The sequence below is a fragment of the Xanthobacter cornucopiae genome (assembly GCF_043195065.2).
GTDB lineage: Bacteria > Pseudomonadota > Alphaproteobacteria > Rhizobiales > Xanthobacteraceae > Xanthobacter.
This window is the reverse complement of record NZ_CM195531.1, coordinates 676,629-691,429: the sequence shown is the minus strand read 5'-3', so window position 1 is coordinate 691,429 and position 14,801 is coordinate 676,629. Positions and strand designations below refer to the sequence as shown.

General features: G+C 70.7%; 13 protein-coding genes. 8 read left to right on the top strand and 5 right to left on the bottom strand.

All coding sequences use genetic code 11. The annotated features are described in order from the left end of the window. Positions 1 to 169: 169 nt before the first annotated feature. The 4 genes from V5F53_RS03050 (at position 170) to V5F53_RS03035 (ending at position 5,868) form a co-directional block, all read left to right on the top strand. Complete coding sequence (locus tag V5F53_RS03050) at positions 170 to 2,599, top strand: PAS domain-containing protein (RefSeq protein ID WP_393996994.1); 2,430 nt, start codon at positions 170 to 172, stop codon at positions 2,597 to 2,599. Between the two features lie 200 nt (positions 2,600 to 2,799). After that, positions 2,800 to 3,039 carry a (2Fe-2S)-binding protein gene (locus V5F53_RS03045; protein WP_393996993.1) on the top strand — a complete coding sequence of 80 codons (240 nt, stop codon included), beginning with the start codon at positions 2,800 to 2,802 and terminating at the stop codon, positions 3,037 to 3,039. A gap of 148 nt (positions 3,040 to 3,187) precedes the next feature. Then, positions 3,188 to 3,670, top strand: coding sequence for a bacterioferritin (bfr, locus tag V5F53_RS03040; RefSeq protein WP_393996992.1), 483 nt, complete (start codon positions 3,188 to 3,190; stop codon positions 3,668 to 3,670). A gap of 275 nt (positions 3,671 to 3,945) precedes the next feature. Then, the gene (locus V5F53_RS03035; RefSeq protein ID WP_393996991.1) at positions 3,946 to 5,868 is read left to right on the top strand and encodes an AsmA family protein; all 1,923 of its coding nucleotides are present in this window, start codon (positions 3,946 to 3,948) and stop codon (positions 5,866 to 5,868) included. Positions 5,869 to 5,905: 37 nt separating this feature from the next. Here the strand turns inward: V5F53_RS03035 and V5F53_RS03030 are convergent, their stop codons facing one another. The 3 genes from V5F53_RS03030 to thrC form a co-directional block, all read right to left on the bottom strand. After that, complete coding sequence (locus V5F53_RS03030) at positions 5,906 to 6,529, bottom strand: GNAT family N-acetyltransferase (RefSeq protein ID WP_393996990.1); 624 nt, start codon at positions 6,527 to 6,529, stop codon at positions 5,906 to 5,908. 105 nt (positions 6,530 to 6,634) lie between these two features. After that, a complete protein-coding gene (locus tag V5F53_RS03025; protein ID WP_393996989.1) occupies positions 6,635 to 7,897 on the bottom strand; it encodes a M16 family metallopeptidase in 1,263 nt (420 codons plus the stop codon). 8 nt (positions 7,898 to 7,905) lie between these two features. Next, the gene (gene thrC / locus V5F53_RS03020; RefSeq protein WP_393996988.1) at positions 7,906 to 9,318 is read right to left on the bottom strand and encodes a threonine synthase; all 1,413 of its coding nucleotides are present in this window, start codon (positions 9,316 to 9,318) and stop codon (positions 7,906 to 7,908) included. Positions 9,319 to 9,702: 384 nt separating this feature from the next. Between thrC and V5F53_RS03015 the strand changes: the two genes are divergently transcribed. Together V5F53_RS03015 and V5F53_RS03010 are read left to right on the top strand one after the other, a co-directional pair. Next, on the top strand, positions 9,703 to 10,170 hold the full coding sequence (locus V5F53_RS03015; protein WP_393996987.1) for a nuclear transport factor 2 family protein: 468 nt from the start codon (positions 9,703 to 9,705) through the stop codon (positions 10,168 to 10,170). Next, positions 10,170 to 10,727 (top strand): TetR/AcrR family transcriptional regulator, encoded by a 558-nt coding sequence (locus tag V5F53_RS03010; RefSeq protein WP_393996986.1) that lies wholly within the window; start codon positions 10,170 to 10,172, stop codon positions 10,725 to 10,727. The genes V5F53_RS03015 and V5F53_RS03010 overlap by 1 nt, the downstream gene beginning before the upstream one ends. A gap of 114 nt (positions 10,728 to 10,841) precedes the next feature. Here V5F53_RS03010 and panB read toward each other — a convergent pair whose 3' ends face one another. Continuing rightward, entirely contained in the window at positions 10,842 to 11,681 is an 840-nt protein-coding gene (gene panB / locus V5F53_RS03005; protein WP_393996985.1) for a 3-methyl-2-oxobutanoate hydroxymethyltransferase, read from the bottom strand. A gap of 85 nt (positions 11,682 to 11,766) precedes the next feature. Beyond that, positions 11,767 to 12,333, bottom strand: a complete 567-nt coding sequence (locus V5F53_RS03000; RefSeq protein WP_393996984.1) for an NnrU family protein — start codon at positions 12,331 to 12,333, stop codon at positions 11,767 to 11,769. Positions 12,334 to 12,632: 299 nt separating this feature from the next. Between V5F53_RS03000 and V5F53_RS02995 the strand changes: the two genes are divergently transcribed. Beyond that, entirely contained in the window at positions 12,633 to 13,019 is a 387-nt protein-coding gene (locus V5F53_RS02995) for a L,D-transpeptidase (protein ID WP_393996983.1), read from the top strand. 229 nt (positions 13,020 to 13,248) lie between these two features. Beyond that, positions 13,249 to 14,757, top strand: coding sequence for an IMP dehydrogenase (gene guaB, locus V5F53_RS02990; RefSeq protein ID WP_393996982.1), 1,509 nt, complete (start codon positions 13,249 to 13,251; stop codon positions 14,755 to 14,757). Positions 14,758 to 14,801 lie beyond the last annotated feature (44 nt).

The window sequence follows — 14,801 nt, the reverse complement described above, 5'->3', positions numbered from 1 at the left end:
CCTGACGGCTGCCCCGGCGACAGTGTAATATGCTCCATCCATACTGTGCCAACATGAAAAGGACGGAAAGTGCCCGCGATTGCGTCCATGTTAACCCATTTGGCCCATGTTCGGCCAAGCACTGGGATTCATGAGACCGCCGGGCTCCGGCGGTCATTGCGGACGGGACATGATGACGGAGACGAAGGCCCGCGCGCTCGACTTGTCGGACCCCCGCCTTGCGCCCCTGCGCCAGGAGGACCTGCCCTCCTTCCTGGTGGATGTCTCCAGCAGCGCCATCCTCGCCGCCACCGCCGCCGGCGCCCGGCTCGGCATGGGCCCGGAGCGGGCCCCGCCGCCCCAGGTGGCGGAAGCCGCGCGCGCCCTCGGGGGCGGCCGGCCGGCGGCCCTGGTGCGGCTGCGGCTGCCGCGCAGCCTGACCCCCCGCCTGTTCCGCGCCCAGCTTCTGGACATCGACGGCGCGCCCATGGCCCTGTTCGCCGATCCCGCCGCCTTCCGCGACGATCCGGCGCTGGCGGTGGAGGCGCGCCAGCCCGCGCCCGGCCCGGCGGTCACGCTCGAAGCCCTCGATCCGGCGCTGCGCTTCACCTTTGAGACCGACGCCGACGACCGGCTGCGCTCGTTCTCCGCGGCGCTGGCATCGGCGCTCGGCGCCGGCGCCGATGCCTGGCTCGGCGCCACCTTTCCGGAACTGGAGGCGGCCGGCCGGATCGTTTCCGGCCATGCCGCCGCCGACGCCCTGGCGCGCGGCGCCGCCTTCTCCGGCGTCCATGTCACCGTGCCGGGACCGGTGGTGATCGAACTGGAGCTGGGCGGCGTGCCGTTGTTCGATGCCTCCCGCCGCCGGCTGGCGACGCGGGGCTTCGGCGTCCTGCGCCGCTGGCGCGCCGGTCCCGACGGCCCCGCACCGGCGGCACCGGTTGCCGCCGAAGCCGGGTCGTGGCCGCCGCCGCCCGCCGCCCCGCATCCGCCGGCGCCGCGCCAGACGCCTTCCAACGTAGTGGCCTTCAGCGGCCTGACCCCCCGCGAGAGCACTTATTTCGACGAGATCGGCCGCACGCTCGAGGCGGCCATGCGCGCCGATGCCCGCCCGCCGGCCCAGACACCGCCGGCCCCGACACCACCGCCCCCTCCCGAGCCGGCCGAAACCGCCGCCTCCTCCGGGGCCATCCTCGACACCCTGCCCCTCGCCACTTTGCTGGAGGACGCGGACCAGTTGGTGCACGCCAACCGCGCCTTCCTGGAATGGACCGGCTGGCCGGATGTCGACGCCGTGCGCGCCGTCGGCGGCGTGCCCCACGTGCTGACCACCGGCGACGACGGCGACGGCACCCTCCTGACTGCGGACGGCGATCATCTGCCAGTCGAGGCGCGGATGGTGGACGCCCCGTTCCACGCTCCCGACGCCCGCCTGCACGTGCTGCGCCGGCGCGAGGCCGCGTCCGCGCAGGTGGAATCCGCCGTCGATCCGCGCCGCGCCGCCCTGGATCTCGTGCCGTGGCCGGTGCTGCTCATCGGCGACGCCCACCGCATCCTGTTCGCCAACCATGCCGCGAGCGAACGCCTGGGCTTTCCGGCGACGGAACTGGAAGGCCAACCCATCACCACCGTCCTGGCACCCGAAGGCCGCGGTGAAGCCGTGGGCTGGCTCGACCGCGCCCGCGCCCGGCCGGGCGGGCGGCGCCCCCGGGTGCTGCTGCTCCGCCCCAACGGCGGCGGCGCCTTCCACGCCCTCGCCGGGCTGGCTCCGGTGGGCGAGGACACCGGACAGATGTGCCTGGTGCTGGGTCCGGAGCCGCGCGCCGAGACCCGATCGGACGCCAAGCCGGGCGAAGCTGCAAGCCCCGCGGGCGGCGCGGCCCCGGTGGAGGGCGCCGGAGCGCCCCAAGCCCCGCGCGCGGAGACCGAGAGGGCCGCACCCGGCGCGCCGCTCGACACCACGCTCCCGGAAGCCGCCTTGCACATGGTCGCGCGGCGCCTGTCGGAAAGCCTCGGCCCATCCTTCTCGACCCTCGCCGCTTATGCACCCGACGATGCCGTGGCCCTGCCGCCCGCCGTGCACGCGGCGCTGGCCACGGTGCAGAAGTGCATCGACGACCTGGGCGCCCTGGCGGCGCCGCTGGCGGAGGGCGAACGGGAACCGACGGCGCCGGCGCCGCTGGTCAGCGCCGCGGTGGCGTTCGCCCTGGCACGGGCCCGACGGCGCCATGTCAGCGTGCGGACCGACATCGACGACGTTCCACGGATCGCGACCCGGCCGGCGCGGCTGGCGCGGCTGGTCCGCCTCATTCTCGAAGACGCCCTGGACGCCGCGCCCCCCCACACCGCGATCATCGTGTCGCTGCTGTGCGACGATCATGACGGGGGGGCGCCGGTGGTGCTGCAGGTGAGCGACGCCGGCCCGCCGGTGGACGAGGTGGATGAGGCCGCCGCCCGCGCGCCCCTCGCCCCCTCGCCCGGCACCGACCGCTTCAGCCGCGCCGGGCGGCCTCTGCGCATGGCCCGCCTGGTGGACGAGGCCCACGCGCTGGGCGCCACCTTCGCGCTGCGCCGCGGCATCGCCAAGGGCATGACCGCGCAGCTGACCCTGCCGCGCTAGCACTCAGACACCACCGCGCGCCCGCCAGGGCCATCGCGCGGTGCGCAAGTACGGCAGGCCGGACCGGTCGTACCTTAGACCTCCTCTGAAACACTCCGCCGCCACTCTCAACGGTTGACTGCGACGCACCATTTCTGCGTAAATTGATAATCAGAAGCAGTTTTTAGACGCTTTCCAATCGCTTTGATTTGGGCATTACCATGATCGTTTGTTCGTGCAATGTCTTTTCAGACCGTCAGGTTCTCGACGCGATCGCCGGCTCGTCACAAGGCATGCGCACCCCCGGCGAGGTTTATCGCTGCCTGGGCTGTTCCCCGCAGTGCGGCCGTTGCGCCCGCACCATCCGCGCGCTCATGGATCAGGCCCAGGCCCACGGCTGCGGCCAGTGCGCCGAGGACTGCGCGGTGGCGGGCTTGACGGGCCTGGTGGCCGCCGAATAGGACCCCGATCGCTGTTGGAATCCGCCGCCCGCCCCGGAGCCACACTCCGGCGCGGGCGGTTTCCCAGTATTGATTTTAGATTAGAACTGATCTAAGACCGTTTTAAAGAAACCAGGGAAAATGCCGTTTCAGGCATGAGGAGCAGATCATGAAGGGCGATCCGAAAGTCATCGAATACCTCAACAGAGGTCTGCGTTCGGAACTGACCGCCATCAATCAGTACTGGCTCCATTATCGCATGCTGGACAACTGGGGCTACAAGGCGCTGGCCAAGAAGTGGCGCGCCGAGTCCATCGAAGAGATGGTGCACGCCGACAAGTTCACCGACCGCATTCTCTTCCTCGATGGCTTCCCCAACATGCAGGTGCTTGATCCGCTGCGGATCGGCCAGGACGTGAAGGAAATCCTCGACGCCGATCTCGCCGCCGAGCTCGACGCCCGCGCCCTCTACCAGGAGGCAGCCACCTACTGCCATTCGGTGAAGGACTATCCCAGCCGCGACCTGTTCGAGGAGCTGATGGCGGACGAGGAAGGTCACATCGACTTCCTTGAGACCCAGCTTGATCTGGTCGCCAAGCTCGGCCTGCCGCTGTACGCGCAGCACCACATCGGCGAGCTCGACGAAGACTGAGTTCGCTCCGATTTCGGTCGTGACAGGAAAGCCCGGCCTCGCGCCGGGCTTTTTTGCGTCCCGATCCCGGCCGCCCCGCTTCGCCATGGCCATCCTCCAGGCCATGAAAGCGACACAGAGACTCTGGAAGGTGCCGCCAGCCAGAATTGATCCTGGGGGAGGCTCGCTCGCTGCGGCATTCACCTCGGGTAGCCGACAGTCTTGCGCCCGCCGGAGGCCCGACCGGACCGCCGGCAGGGGTACCGACGCCCCGAAATCCAATCGATCGAGAGTGGATGTTGAGACTGCGCGAAAACACCCGCCGCGTCGCGCTGGTCGCCGCGGCCGCCGGCGGCCTCGCCCTTGCGGCGCTGGCGGCCGCGACGGTGCTGTTGCCGCTGCTCGTGCCCGCCGCGGACCTGCGCCGCGCCGCCATCGCCGCCGTGGCCGGCACCACCGAACAGGGCGTCACCATTTCCGGTGATCCGGTGCTCCGGCTCCTGCCCTCCCCGCGCGTGGAGTTGCGCAAGGTCACGTTCAGCCTGCCGCACGGCCAGTCCCTCGACGCGGACGCGGTGGTGAGCCGTATCAGCCTGTGGCCGCTGCTGTTCGGGCGTCTCGCCATTTCCGACGTGACGCTTCAAAGCCCCTCCCTGGTGCTCACCGGCGATCAGCGGCTGCCTCAGCTCGGCATCGTTCCGTTCCTGGCCGCCGCCCACGGGCCGGAGCTGCGCGTGGTGGACGGCACCATCGCCTGGCGCTCGGAAAGCGGCCTCACCCGGGAACTGGTCAGCGGCATCGTCGGCCGGTTCGACCGGGTCATCGGCGGGCGCGGCATGACGGTCAGCGTGGTATTCGACTGGCGCGACGTGGTGGTGGAGGCGAGTCTCTCCGTCGACGACGTGAAGGCCTTCCTCAGCGGCGTGGCGACCCCGACCCGTGCCGCCCTGGTCTCCGATCTCGCCAGCATGCGCTTTCGCGGCCAGGCCAGCTATTCCGCCCGGCCCGCTGCGGACGGCACGGTGACCGCCGATGCCGATTCGCTGCGCGCGCTGCTGGACTGGGTGCGGGTCCCCGCGCCCACCAGCCGCGGCTTCGGCGCCTTCACCCTCAACTCCCGCCTTGCGCTGGATGGAGAAACCCTCTCCCTCACCGACACCCAGCTGGATCTCGACGGCAATCGCGGCGAAGGCGGCCTCCTGGTGAAGCTCGGCGGCAACCGGCCGGTGATCCAGGGCACGCTCGCCGCCGAGCGCCTGAGCCTCACGCCCTACGGCCAGATGCGGCTGACCGGGGACAACGGACGCGAGTGGTCGCGCGATCCGCTGGACCTGTCCGCCCTCGATGCCGTCGACCTGGACCTGCGCCTGTCCGCCGGCCAGGTGGTCGCCGAGACCGCCACCTTCACCACCGTTGCCGCGAGCGCGGTGCTCACCAGCGGTCGGCTGGTGCTGGCGCTCGGGCAGACCAGCGGCTGGAACGGCATGCTGCGCGGCACCGCCACCCTCAGCCCGAACTGGCCCGGTCGCGGCGCCGACGGAACCGGCCTGTCCCTGCGCGTGGAGGCGGAATGCGCCGACATCTCCCTGGAGCGGGCGCTGGACGACATTGCCGGCGTCGGCCTGTTCGAGGGCAGCGGCACGCTCCAGTTCGATCTGCAGAGCGAGGGGCGCAGCGTCCAGGACATCGCGCAGGGCCTCACGGGCAGCGTCGCCCTCTCCAGCAGCGGCGGCAGCCTGGTGGGTTTCGACGTGGCCCAGGTGCTGCGGCGCATCGAGCGCCGGCCCCTGTCCGGCGCAGCCGATCCGCGCGGCGGCCGCACGCCCTTTTCGGCGCTGGTGGCGCGGGCCAGCCTGCGCCACGGGCTCGCCACCATCGACGACATGTCCATCGACGGAAAGCAGATCCATCTCGACCTGGACGGCACCATCGATGTTGCCCAGCGCACCCTCGACATGGCCGGCGAGGCCAGCCTCAAGGCCGGGCCGAAGGCGGGAGAGCCGCACGACATCTCGCTGCCGTTCGTGGTGGAAGGCCCCTGGAGCGCACCGCGTATCATGGCCGATCCGGTCAGCCTCATCGAGCGCTCCGGCGCCGCCCAGCCGCTGCTGGAGGCGGTGAAGAGCCACAGGTCCGGCGCCGCAGTCCACACCGTGATCGAGAAGCTGGTGAAGCCCGCCGCGCCGCTGCCGGCCGACGCCGGCCGCCCCGCCAACTGAGCCCCGACATCCCGGACGACGTCGCGGGGCGCCGTGTCTACAGCGCCGCCACGCTCTGCCGTGGCCGGTGCAGCGGGCGCAGGGCGTCATGGCGCAGGCGGGCGAACATCAGGTGGTCTTCCCACGTGCCATTGATGCACAGATACTCGCGCGAATAGCCCTCGCGGGCGAAGCCGCACCCCTCCAGCAGGCTGATGGAGGGCTGGTTGCTGGGCATGCACGCCGCCTCCACCCGGTGCAGGTGCAGCACCTCGTGGGCCACGGGCAGCAGCGCCGTCACCGCCGCCTTCATATAGCCCTGCCCCGCGAACGGCGCGCCCATCCAATAGCCGAGGCTGGCCGCCTGGCAGACACCGCGCCGCACGTTGGACAGGGTCAGCCCACCCAGCAGCTGGTGGTCGGACTGGCGGAACACCAGCAGGGGGTAGGCCTCGTCCGCGAGCATATCCCGGGCGTAGCGGCGCAGGCGCCGGCGAAAGGCGCCGCGGCTCAGATCATCCGCCGGCCACACCGGCTCCCAAGGGGTGAGGAAGGCCCGGCTCGCCGACCGCAGGTCGCGCCATGCCGGAAAGTCCTTCATCTGCGGCACGCGCAGATACACCCTCTCGCCTTCGATGGTCGGCAGGAATTCCGGCGCGAACAGCGTGGTCAGCGGCCACATGATCGACGGTCTCGAAGCCTCTCCGGTTCGTCCCCATGCCCCCGGCGCCGGCCCGCGACCGGGCGCCGATGGGCGTCTCGCAAGCGCCGGGCAAGCCCCCGCCGCTCAGGCCTTCAAGCGCTCCACCGCGCGGGCGGCCGGCTCCAGGCCGGCCTTGGGCCCCAAAGCGGTGAGGGTGGGCCGCCCCCGCGCCACCAGAGTGTGCGCCGCCTGCCGCACTGCCGCAACATCCACCGCCTCCACCTTGGCGACGATCTCATCCACCGGGATGATGCGGCCGAAGCCCAGGATCTGCCGCGCCAGCTGATCGGCGCGGGCGCCTGAGCTTTCCAGCGCCGCCAGCAGGCCCACCTTCATCTGCGCCTTGGCCCGGGCCACCTCGACCTCGGTGACGGTCTCCCCCGCCGCGAACAACTGGTCGATGACCGCCTCCGACAACTCGCCCACGTCGCCGGTATCGGTGCCGGCATAGACGCCGAACAGCCCGGTGTCGGCATAGCTCCAATGGAAGGCGTAGATGGAATAGCAGAGCCCCCGCTCTTCCCGCACGTCCTGGAACAGGCGCGAGGACATGCCGCCGCCCAGCACGTTGGTGAGCACCTGCAGCGCGTGATAGCCGGGATCGAGATAGGAGCACCCCTCCAGCCCGATCAGGACATGCACCTGCTCCAGCTCCCGGGGCGTGAGCTGGATGCCGCCGGCATAGGCGGCTGGGGGCAGGGCTGGCTTGGCTGCGCCGCCGATGGTGGCCAGGCGCTGGGCCGCCTCCGCCACCACCTGGTCATGATCCACCGCCCCGGCGGCGCCCACCACCATGCGCGGGCCGCTGTAGGTGCGCCCGAGATAGGCGCCGAGCTGCTGCCGGTTGAAGCCACGCACGGTCTCCGGCGTGCCGAGGATGGAGCGGCCCAGCGCCTGGCCGGGAAAGGCCTGTTCCTGGAACAGGTCGAACACCAGGTCGTCGGGCGTGTCCTGAACCGCGCCGATCTCCTGGACGATCACGTTCTTCTCGCGCGCCAGCTCGTCGGCGGCGAAGGCCGGCTCGGTGAGGATGTCGGCCAGGATGTCGAGGCCCAGGCCCACATCTTCGCCCAGCACACGCACATTGTAGCTGGTCTGCTCCACCGAGGTGGCGGCGTTGATGTCGCCGCCCACCTGCTCGATCTCCTCCGCGATCCGGCGGGCGGTGCGGCGGCGGGTGCCCTTGAAGGCCATGTGCTCCAGCAGGTGGGAGATGCCGTGCTCGTCCTCCTGCTCGTCGCGGGCGCCCGTGCCCACCCAGATGCCGAGCGAGGCCGTGCCCAGATGGTCCATGGCGTCGGTGACGACGGTGATGCCGTTGTCGAGGGTCGAGAGCTTCACACCCATGATGCGCCTCAGGCCGCCGCGCCGGTGGCGATGCGGGCGTGGGCGCGGATGAAGCCCTCCACGGCGGCAAGGTCGTTGGGCAGCACGGTGACGGTTTCCCGCCGGGTCAGAAGATCCGCCATGTGGGGCGGAAGGGGAGGACGATGGCCGGTGGCGGCGGCCACCGCGTCGGGGAACTTGGCCGCATGGGCGGTGGCCAGCACCACCTGCGGCACCCTGGCGGCGTGCTCCACCTTGTCGGCGACTGTGAGGGCGACCGCCGTGTGCGGATCCACCAGGTAGCCGGCGCTCTTGTAGAACCGGGCGATGGTGGCGCTGGTCTCGGGCTCGTCGGCGCGGGCGGCGGTGAAATCGGCAGCGATGGCGGCGCGCGCGTCAAGGGGCAGAGTGAAGCTGCCGGACTGGGCGAGCGAGGCCATCAGCTGGCGGATGACGGCGGCGTCGCGGTCCACCGCGTCGAACAGCAGGCGCTCGAAATTGGACGACACCTGGATGTCCATGGACGGCGAGAGGGAGGGCGTCACACCCTTCACCTCGTAGCGGCCGGTGTCGAGGGTGCGCACCAGGATGTCGTTGACATTGGTGGCGATGGCAAGGTCGCGGATGGGCAAGCCCATCTTCTTGGCCACCCAGCCGGCGAGGATGTCGCCGAAATTGCCGGTGGGCACCACGAACGACACCTCGCGATGGGGCGCCCCGAGCGCTGTGGCGGCATAAAAATAATAGACCACCTGGGCGACGATGCGCGCCCAGTTGATGGAGTTCACCCCCGCCAGGGCCAACTGGTCGCGGAAGCTGTGGTGGTTGAACATGGCCTTCACCAGGCCCTGGCAATCGTCGAACGTGCCCTCCACGGCGATGGCGTGCACGTTGGGCGAGGCCACCGTCGTCATCTGGCGGCGCTGCACCTCGGACACGCGGCCGTGCGGGTACAGGATGAACACGTCCACCGCGTCGGACGAGCGGAACGCCTCGATGGCGGCGCTGCCGGTGTCGCCGGAGGTGGCGCCGACAATGGTGGCGCGCGCGCCGCGGGCGGACAACACATGGTCCATCAGCCGCGCCAGCAGCTGCATGGCGACATCCTTGAACGCCAGCGTGGGCCCGTGGAACAGCTCCAGCACGAAGCGGTTCGGCGCCACCTGCACCAGCGGCGTCACCGCCGGATGGCGAAAGCCCGCATAGGCATCGGCGATCATCAGGTCGAGGGCGCGCTCGGGCAGCGTGTCGGCCACGAACGGGGCGATGACCGCCTTGGCCACGGCAGCGTAAGGCTTGCCCGCCAGCGCGGCGATGGCGTCCGCCGACAGGGTGGGCCAGCTCTCGGGCACATAGAGGCCGCCGTCGCGGGCGAGACCCGCGAGCAGGGCATCGGAAAATGACAGGGCCGGGGCTTCACCGCGGGTGGAAACGTAACGCACTGGTCCTCGCCGAAGTTCTGAATGCCACAGCGGTCGCAGGCGACCGGCGCGCACAGCCTAAACGCAAGCGACCTCGCGCGAAAGGCTCCGCGCCGGACGAAGCGGACCGGCGCCGGCACCGATAGCCGATTCGCGCCGCGAACGGTCCCCGGCCCCACGCCCCGCCTTTGCGCGCTGCCGGCGCCCTGGCCCGGCTCCCTGGCCTCTACCCCCCCCGCTTGGCCCGGTGGTTGGCCCAGTGCTTGGCCCAGCGCTTGGCCCCGTGGCCGCGCCGGTGCCGGCGCCGTGCCGCGCGTCCTGCCCTCGCCTGGTGCCGCGCGCCCCTTGACTTCGCTCCCGTTTTCCGTACCGTTCAGTACATACAAAACCGATTGGTACACAGAGATGATCGAGCGCCCCCCTCTTCCCCCCTTCACCGCCGCAACCGCCGCGCAGAAGGCGCGCCTCGCGGAGGACGCGTGGAACAGTTGCGACCCGCAGCGGGTCTCCCTCGCCTACACGGCCGACAGCCGCTGGCGGAACCGCTCCGATTTCCTCGCCGGGCGCGCGGCCATCGTTGCCTTCCTGGAGGCCAAGTGGCGGCGGGAGCTGGACTATCGGCTCATCAAGGACGTCTGGGCCTTTACCGGCCACCGCATCGCCGTGCGGTTTCAATACGAATGGCACGACGCGGCCGGGGCCTGGTTCCGTTCCCACGGCAACGAGCAATGGGAGTTCGATGCCGCCGGCTTGATGCGGCGGCGGGAAGCCTCCATCAACGACGTTCCCATCCGCGCCGAGGACCGCAAGTTCCTGTGGCCGGCCGGGCCGCGCCCGGCGGACCATCCCGGGCTCACCGAACTGGGGCTGTGATGGCGCGGATCGTGATGCAGCGGGCGGACACCCTGCCCGCCTTGGCCGAGGTGTTCCGGGAGCGCGGCTTCGAGGGGGCAAGCCTGGCCGCCATCACTGCCGCCACCGGCCTCGGCAAGGGCAGCCTTTATCACTTCTTCCCGGGCGGCAAGGAGGAGATGGCGGCGGCCGTGCTGACGGAGATCGACGGCTGGTTCGAAACCCAGGTGTTCACGCCGCTGCGCGAGAACGCGGAGGCCGCCGCCGCCATTCGCGACATGCTGGCGAGCGTGGAGGCCTATTTCCGCAGCGGCAGGCGGGTCTGCCTGGTGGGCGTGTTCGCGCTCGGCGCCGAGCGCGACCGCTTCGCGGCCCAGGTCGAGGGCTATTTCAGCCGCTGGCGCGCGGCGTTGGCGGACGCCCTGCGCCGCGCCGGCCACCCGGGGCCAGACGCCGACGCGCTGGCCGAAGAGGCCCTGGCATCCATCCAGGGCGCCCTGACCCTCGCCCGCGCGCTGGCCGATCCGCAGGTGTTCGCCCGCGCCCTCCAGCGCCTGGAACACCGGCTGCTGGGATGAGCCCGAGCCGGCTACGCCCAGGACGCAGCGCACCCCGGCCCGCGCGCCATGGCGCGCGGGCCTTTCCCGGGGGCTGGAAAGAAGAGGGCCACGGGAATCCCGGCCCGGTCCGGATCAGGAGGCCTTGGCCTTCTGCACCAGGCGCGGCGCATAGACGTGCTCGGGGCCCGGGAACACACGGGCGCGGACCTCATCCGCATAGCTCGCCACCGCCTTCTCGATCTCCGGCCCGAGATTGGCGAACTTCTTCACGAACTTGGGCACCCGGTCGCCCAGGCCGAGCATGTCTTCCAGCACCAGGATCTGGCCGTCGCAGGCCGCCGAGCCGCCGATGCCGATGGTGGGCGGAGCCACCTCCTGGGTGATGCGGCGGGCCAGCGGCTCGGCGATCGCCTCCAGCACGATGGAGAAGGCGCCGGCCTCCGCCACCGCGCGGGCGTCGTCAAGGATGATGGAGGCCTCCGCATCGTCGCGCCCGCGCGCCTTGAACGAGCCCAGGGTGTTGATGGCCTGGGGGGTGAGGCCCACATGGCCCATCACCGGCACGCCGCGATCCACCAGGAATCGCACCGTCTCGGCCATGCGGCGGCCGCCCTCCAGCTTGACCGCGCCGGCGCCGGTCTCCTTCAGCACCCGGGCGGCGGTATGGAAGGCCTCGGTGGGGCTGGCCTCATAGCTGCCGAAGGGCAGGTCCACCACGATCAGTGCCCGCCGGGTGCCGCGCACCACGGCCCGGCCATGCACGATCATCATCTCCACCGTCACCGGCACGGTGGTTTCCAGGCCATGCATCACCATGCCCAGGCTGTCCCCCACCAGGATCACATCCACATGGCGGTCGAGCAGGCGCGCCGTGTGGGCGTGGTAGGAGGTGAGCGAGACGATGGGCTCGCCGCCCTTGCGGGCCTGGATCTCCGGCGCGGTGATGCGGCGGCTGTCTGCCTGGCTGGACATGACGTTCCTCTAAATTTTGTGTGCGGACCTCGCGGCCCCCTGCTCGCCCCGGTCGAACGGCCGCACCCGCGCCCGCCGCCCGCGCTCACATGACGGGCACCCCGATGACATGGGGATGGAACACGAAGGCGAGAAGACCATAGAGCACCACACCGCCGGCCACCGCAAGGGCATCGCCGGTCCATCCCGCGGGGGCCGGCGGCACCGGTGCGCCGCGCCGCTTCAGGGCGATGCGGTCATACACCGCCCACGCCAGGAACGCGCCGAACAGCACCATGGAGGCGGCATCGCCATTGGCCAGCAGGTGGCCCACCGCCCAGGCCTTCACCGCCACCAGAAGCGGATGCTTGAGAGCGGTGCGGATGTGGCTCGGCACATAGGCCGCGACGGCGGCGATCGAGGCCAGCAGCATCAACAGCAGCGTGACATGGCGCAGCGCCAGCGGCGGGGTCCACACCTCCGCCGCGCCCGCCGCCCGCCACAGCGCGAAACCGTAGACGATCAGCGCCAGGCCGCTGCCAGCCAGCAACGAGAAGAAGCCCTTGTAGGCGCCCTCGCCCACCGCCGCGATGCAGCGGGCGCGCAGACCGCGCAGGCTCGCCACCACATGGATGGCGATGAACACCACCAGGCCCAACAGCATCATCACCATGGCTCGCCCTCCGCCCGCGGCATCCGCGCTCCGGTTTCAAGTGCACGCCAAAGCGCCGAAGGGCAAGCCCGTGCCGCAGCCCGTGCCGCACCGCACCCGGCGCATCGGCTACAGGCTTGCATTGCATCACAGGCCTGCCACACTGAACACGGGAGGGGCCGGGCATGACGGGAATGGCCGCGACGAACGACAGGCGTGGCGACAGGCGTGGCCGCGGGACTGGCCCCAGGAGTGTCGGCCGGCGGCACGCATGGGGCGCGCGCCTGTCCCGCGCCATTGTCCTGTGTGCACTTGCGCTCATGTTCCCGCTGCTGGAGCCGGCGGCGGCCGACGTCCTGGCGCGGGTGGACCTCTCCACCCAGCGCATGACCATTCTGGTGAACGGCGTTCCGCGCCACAGCTGGCCGGTGTCCACCGCCCGGCGGGGCTATGTCACCCCCACCGGCGCCTACCGGCCGCAACGGCTCCATCGCAGCTATTATTCCCGAAAATACTATAATTCGCCCATGCCTTACGCCATCTTTTTCCGCGGCGGCTATGCCATCCACGGCAGCTTGGCGGTGAGCCAGCTTGGCGCGCCCGCCTCCCATGGCTGTGTCCGCCTGCGCCCGGACCACGCCGCCACGCTCTTTGCCCTGGTGCGCAGCCATGGGCCGGACAACACGCTCATCCAGATCCGCCGTTGACACCACTCAACGGGGCGGCCGGATCCGCGGCCGGAGAGGCAAGATGTGACAGGCGCATGGCTCCATTGCGCGCCGAGTCTGCGCAACGGGACTTCTTTTCGTCGTAGACCCGTGGTATCGGCCACTGCCAACTCGAAACGGGCGACAACGGCCGGCGTTCACCGCCGCCGCCCCGTCTCGACCACCATCGCGCGGCGCCCCTTCCCGGCCTCGCCAACAGGAGTTGGCCATGACTGCCCCTCTGCTCTCCCCTCCCGGCGGCCTGTTCCGCGAGGCGCTCACCTTCGACGACGTGCTGCTGACGCCCGGCGCCTCCGAGGTGATGCCCGGCGAGGTAGACACGGTCACCCGGCTGACCAAGACCATCACCCTCAACCTGCCCATCATCTCCGCCGCCATGGACACGGTGACCGAGGCCAAGCTCGCCATTGCCATGGCCCAGGCGGGGGGCATCGGCGTGATCCACCGCAATCTCACGCCGGAACTCCAGGCCGAACAGGTCAAGATCGTCAAGAAGTACGAATCGGGCATGGTGGTGAACCCGGTCACCATCCACCCCGACGAAACTCTCGCCCACGCCCTGACGCTGATGAAGCGCTATGACATCTCCGGCATTCCGGTGGTGGAGCGGTCCGCCGGCAGCCTGCCCGGCCGGTTGGTGGGCATCCTCACCAATCGCGACGTGCGCTTCGCCCACAATCCGGACCAGCGCGTGGCCGAGTTGATGACCAAGGAGCGGCTCATCACCGTGCGCGAGGGCGAGGTCACCCAGGACGATGCCAAGCGCCTGCTGCACCAGAACCGCATTGAGAAGCTGCTGGTGGTGGACGCCGATTATCGCTGCGTCGGCCTCATCACCGTCAAGGACATCGAGAAGGCGGTGGCCTATCCCAGCGCCGCCAAGGACGAGCAGGGCCGCCTGCGGGTCGCCGCCGCCACCACCGTCGGCGAGGACGGCTACGAGCGCACCGAGCGCCTGATCGACGCCGGCGTGGACCTGGTGGTGGTGGACACCGCCCACGGCCACTCCCGAAAAGTGCTGGACCAGGTGACCCGCATCAAGCGCCTGTCCAACACCACCCAGATCCTGGCCGGCAACATCGCCACCGCCGAGGGCGCCCGGGCGCTCATCGACGCCGGGGCCGACGCGGTCAAGGTCGGCATCGGCCCAGGCTCCATCTGCACCACCCGCATCGTCGCCGGGGTGGGCGTGCCGCAGCTCACGGCGGTGATGGACGCAGTGGAAGCCGCCCACGCCACCGGCACGCCCGTGGTGGCCGACGGCGGCATCAAATATTCCGGCGACCTGGCAAAGGCCCTGGCGGCCGGCGCCTCCGCCGCCATGGTCGGCTCGCTTCTGGCCGGCACCGATGAAAGCCCCGGCGAGGTGTTTCTCTACCAGGGCCGGTCCTACAAGTCCTATCGTGGCATGGGCTCGGTGGGCGCCATGGCGCGCGGCTCCGCCGACCGCTATTTCCAGGCCGAAGTGCGCGACACCCTGAAGCTGGTGCCGGAAGGCATCGAGGGGCAGGTGGCCTACAAGGGCCCGGTGGGCGCGGTGCTGCACCAGCTCGCCGGTGGCCTGCGCGCCGCCATGGGCTATGTGGGTGGCCGCAACCTGCAGGAATTCCGCGAGAAGGCGCGCTTCGTGCGCATCTCCTCCGCCGGCCTGCGCGAAAGCCACGTGCACGACGTGCTCATCACCCGCGAAAGCCCGAACTACCCCACCTCGGTCTGACATCGCGCCGGGCCGTCGGCACCCCGCATGCAAAAGGCCGGCGG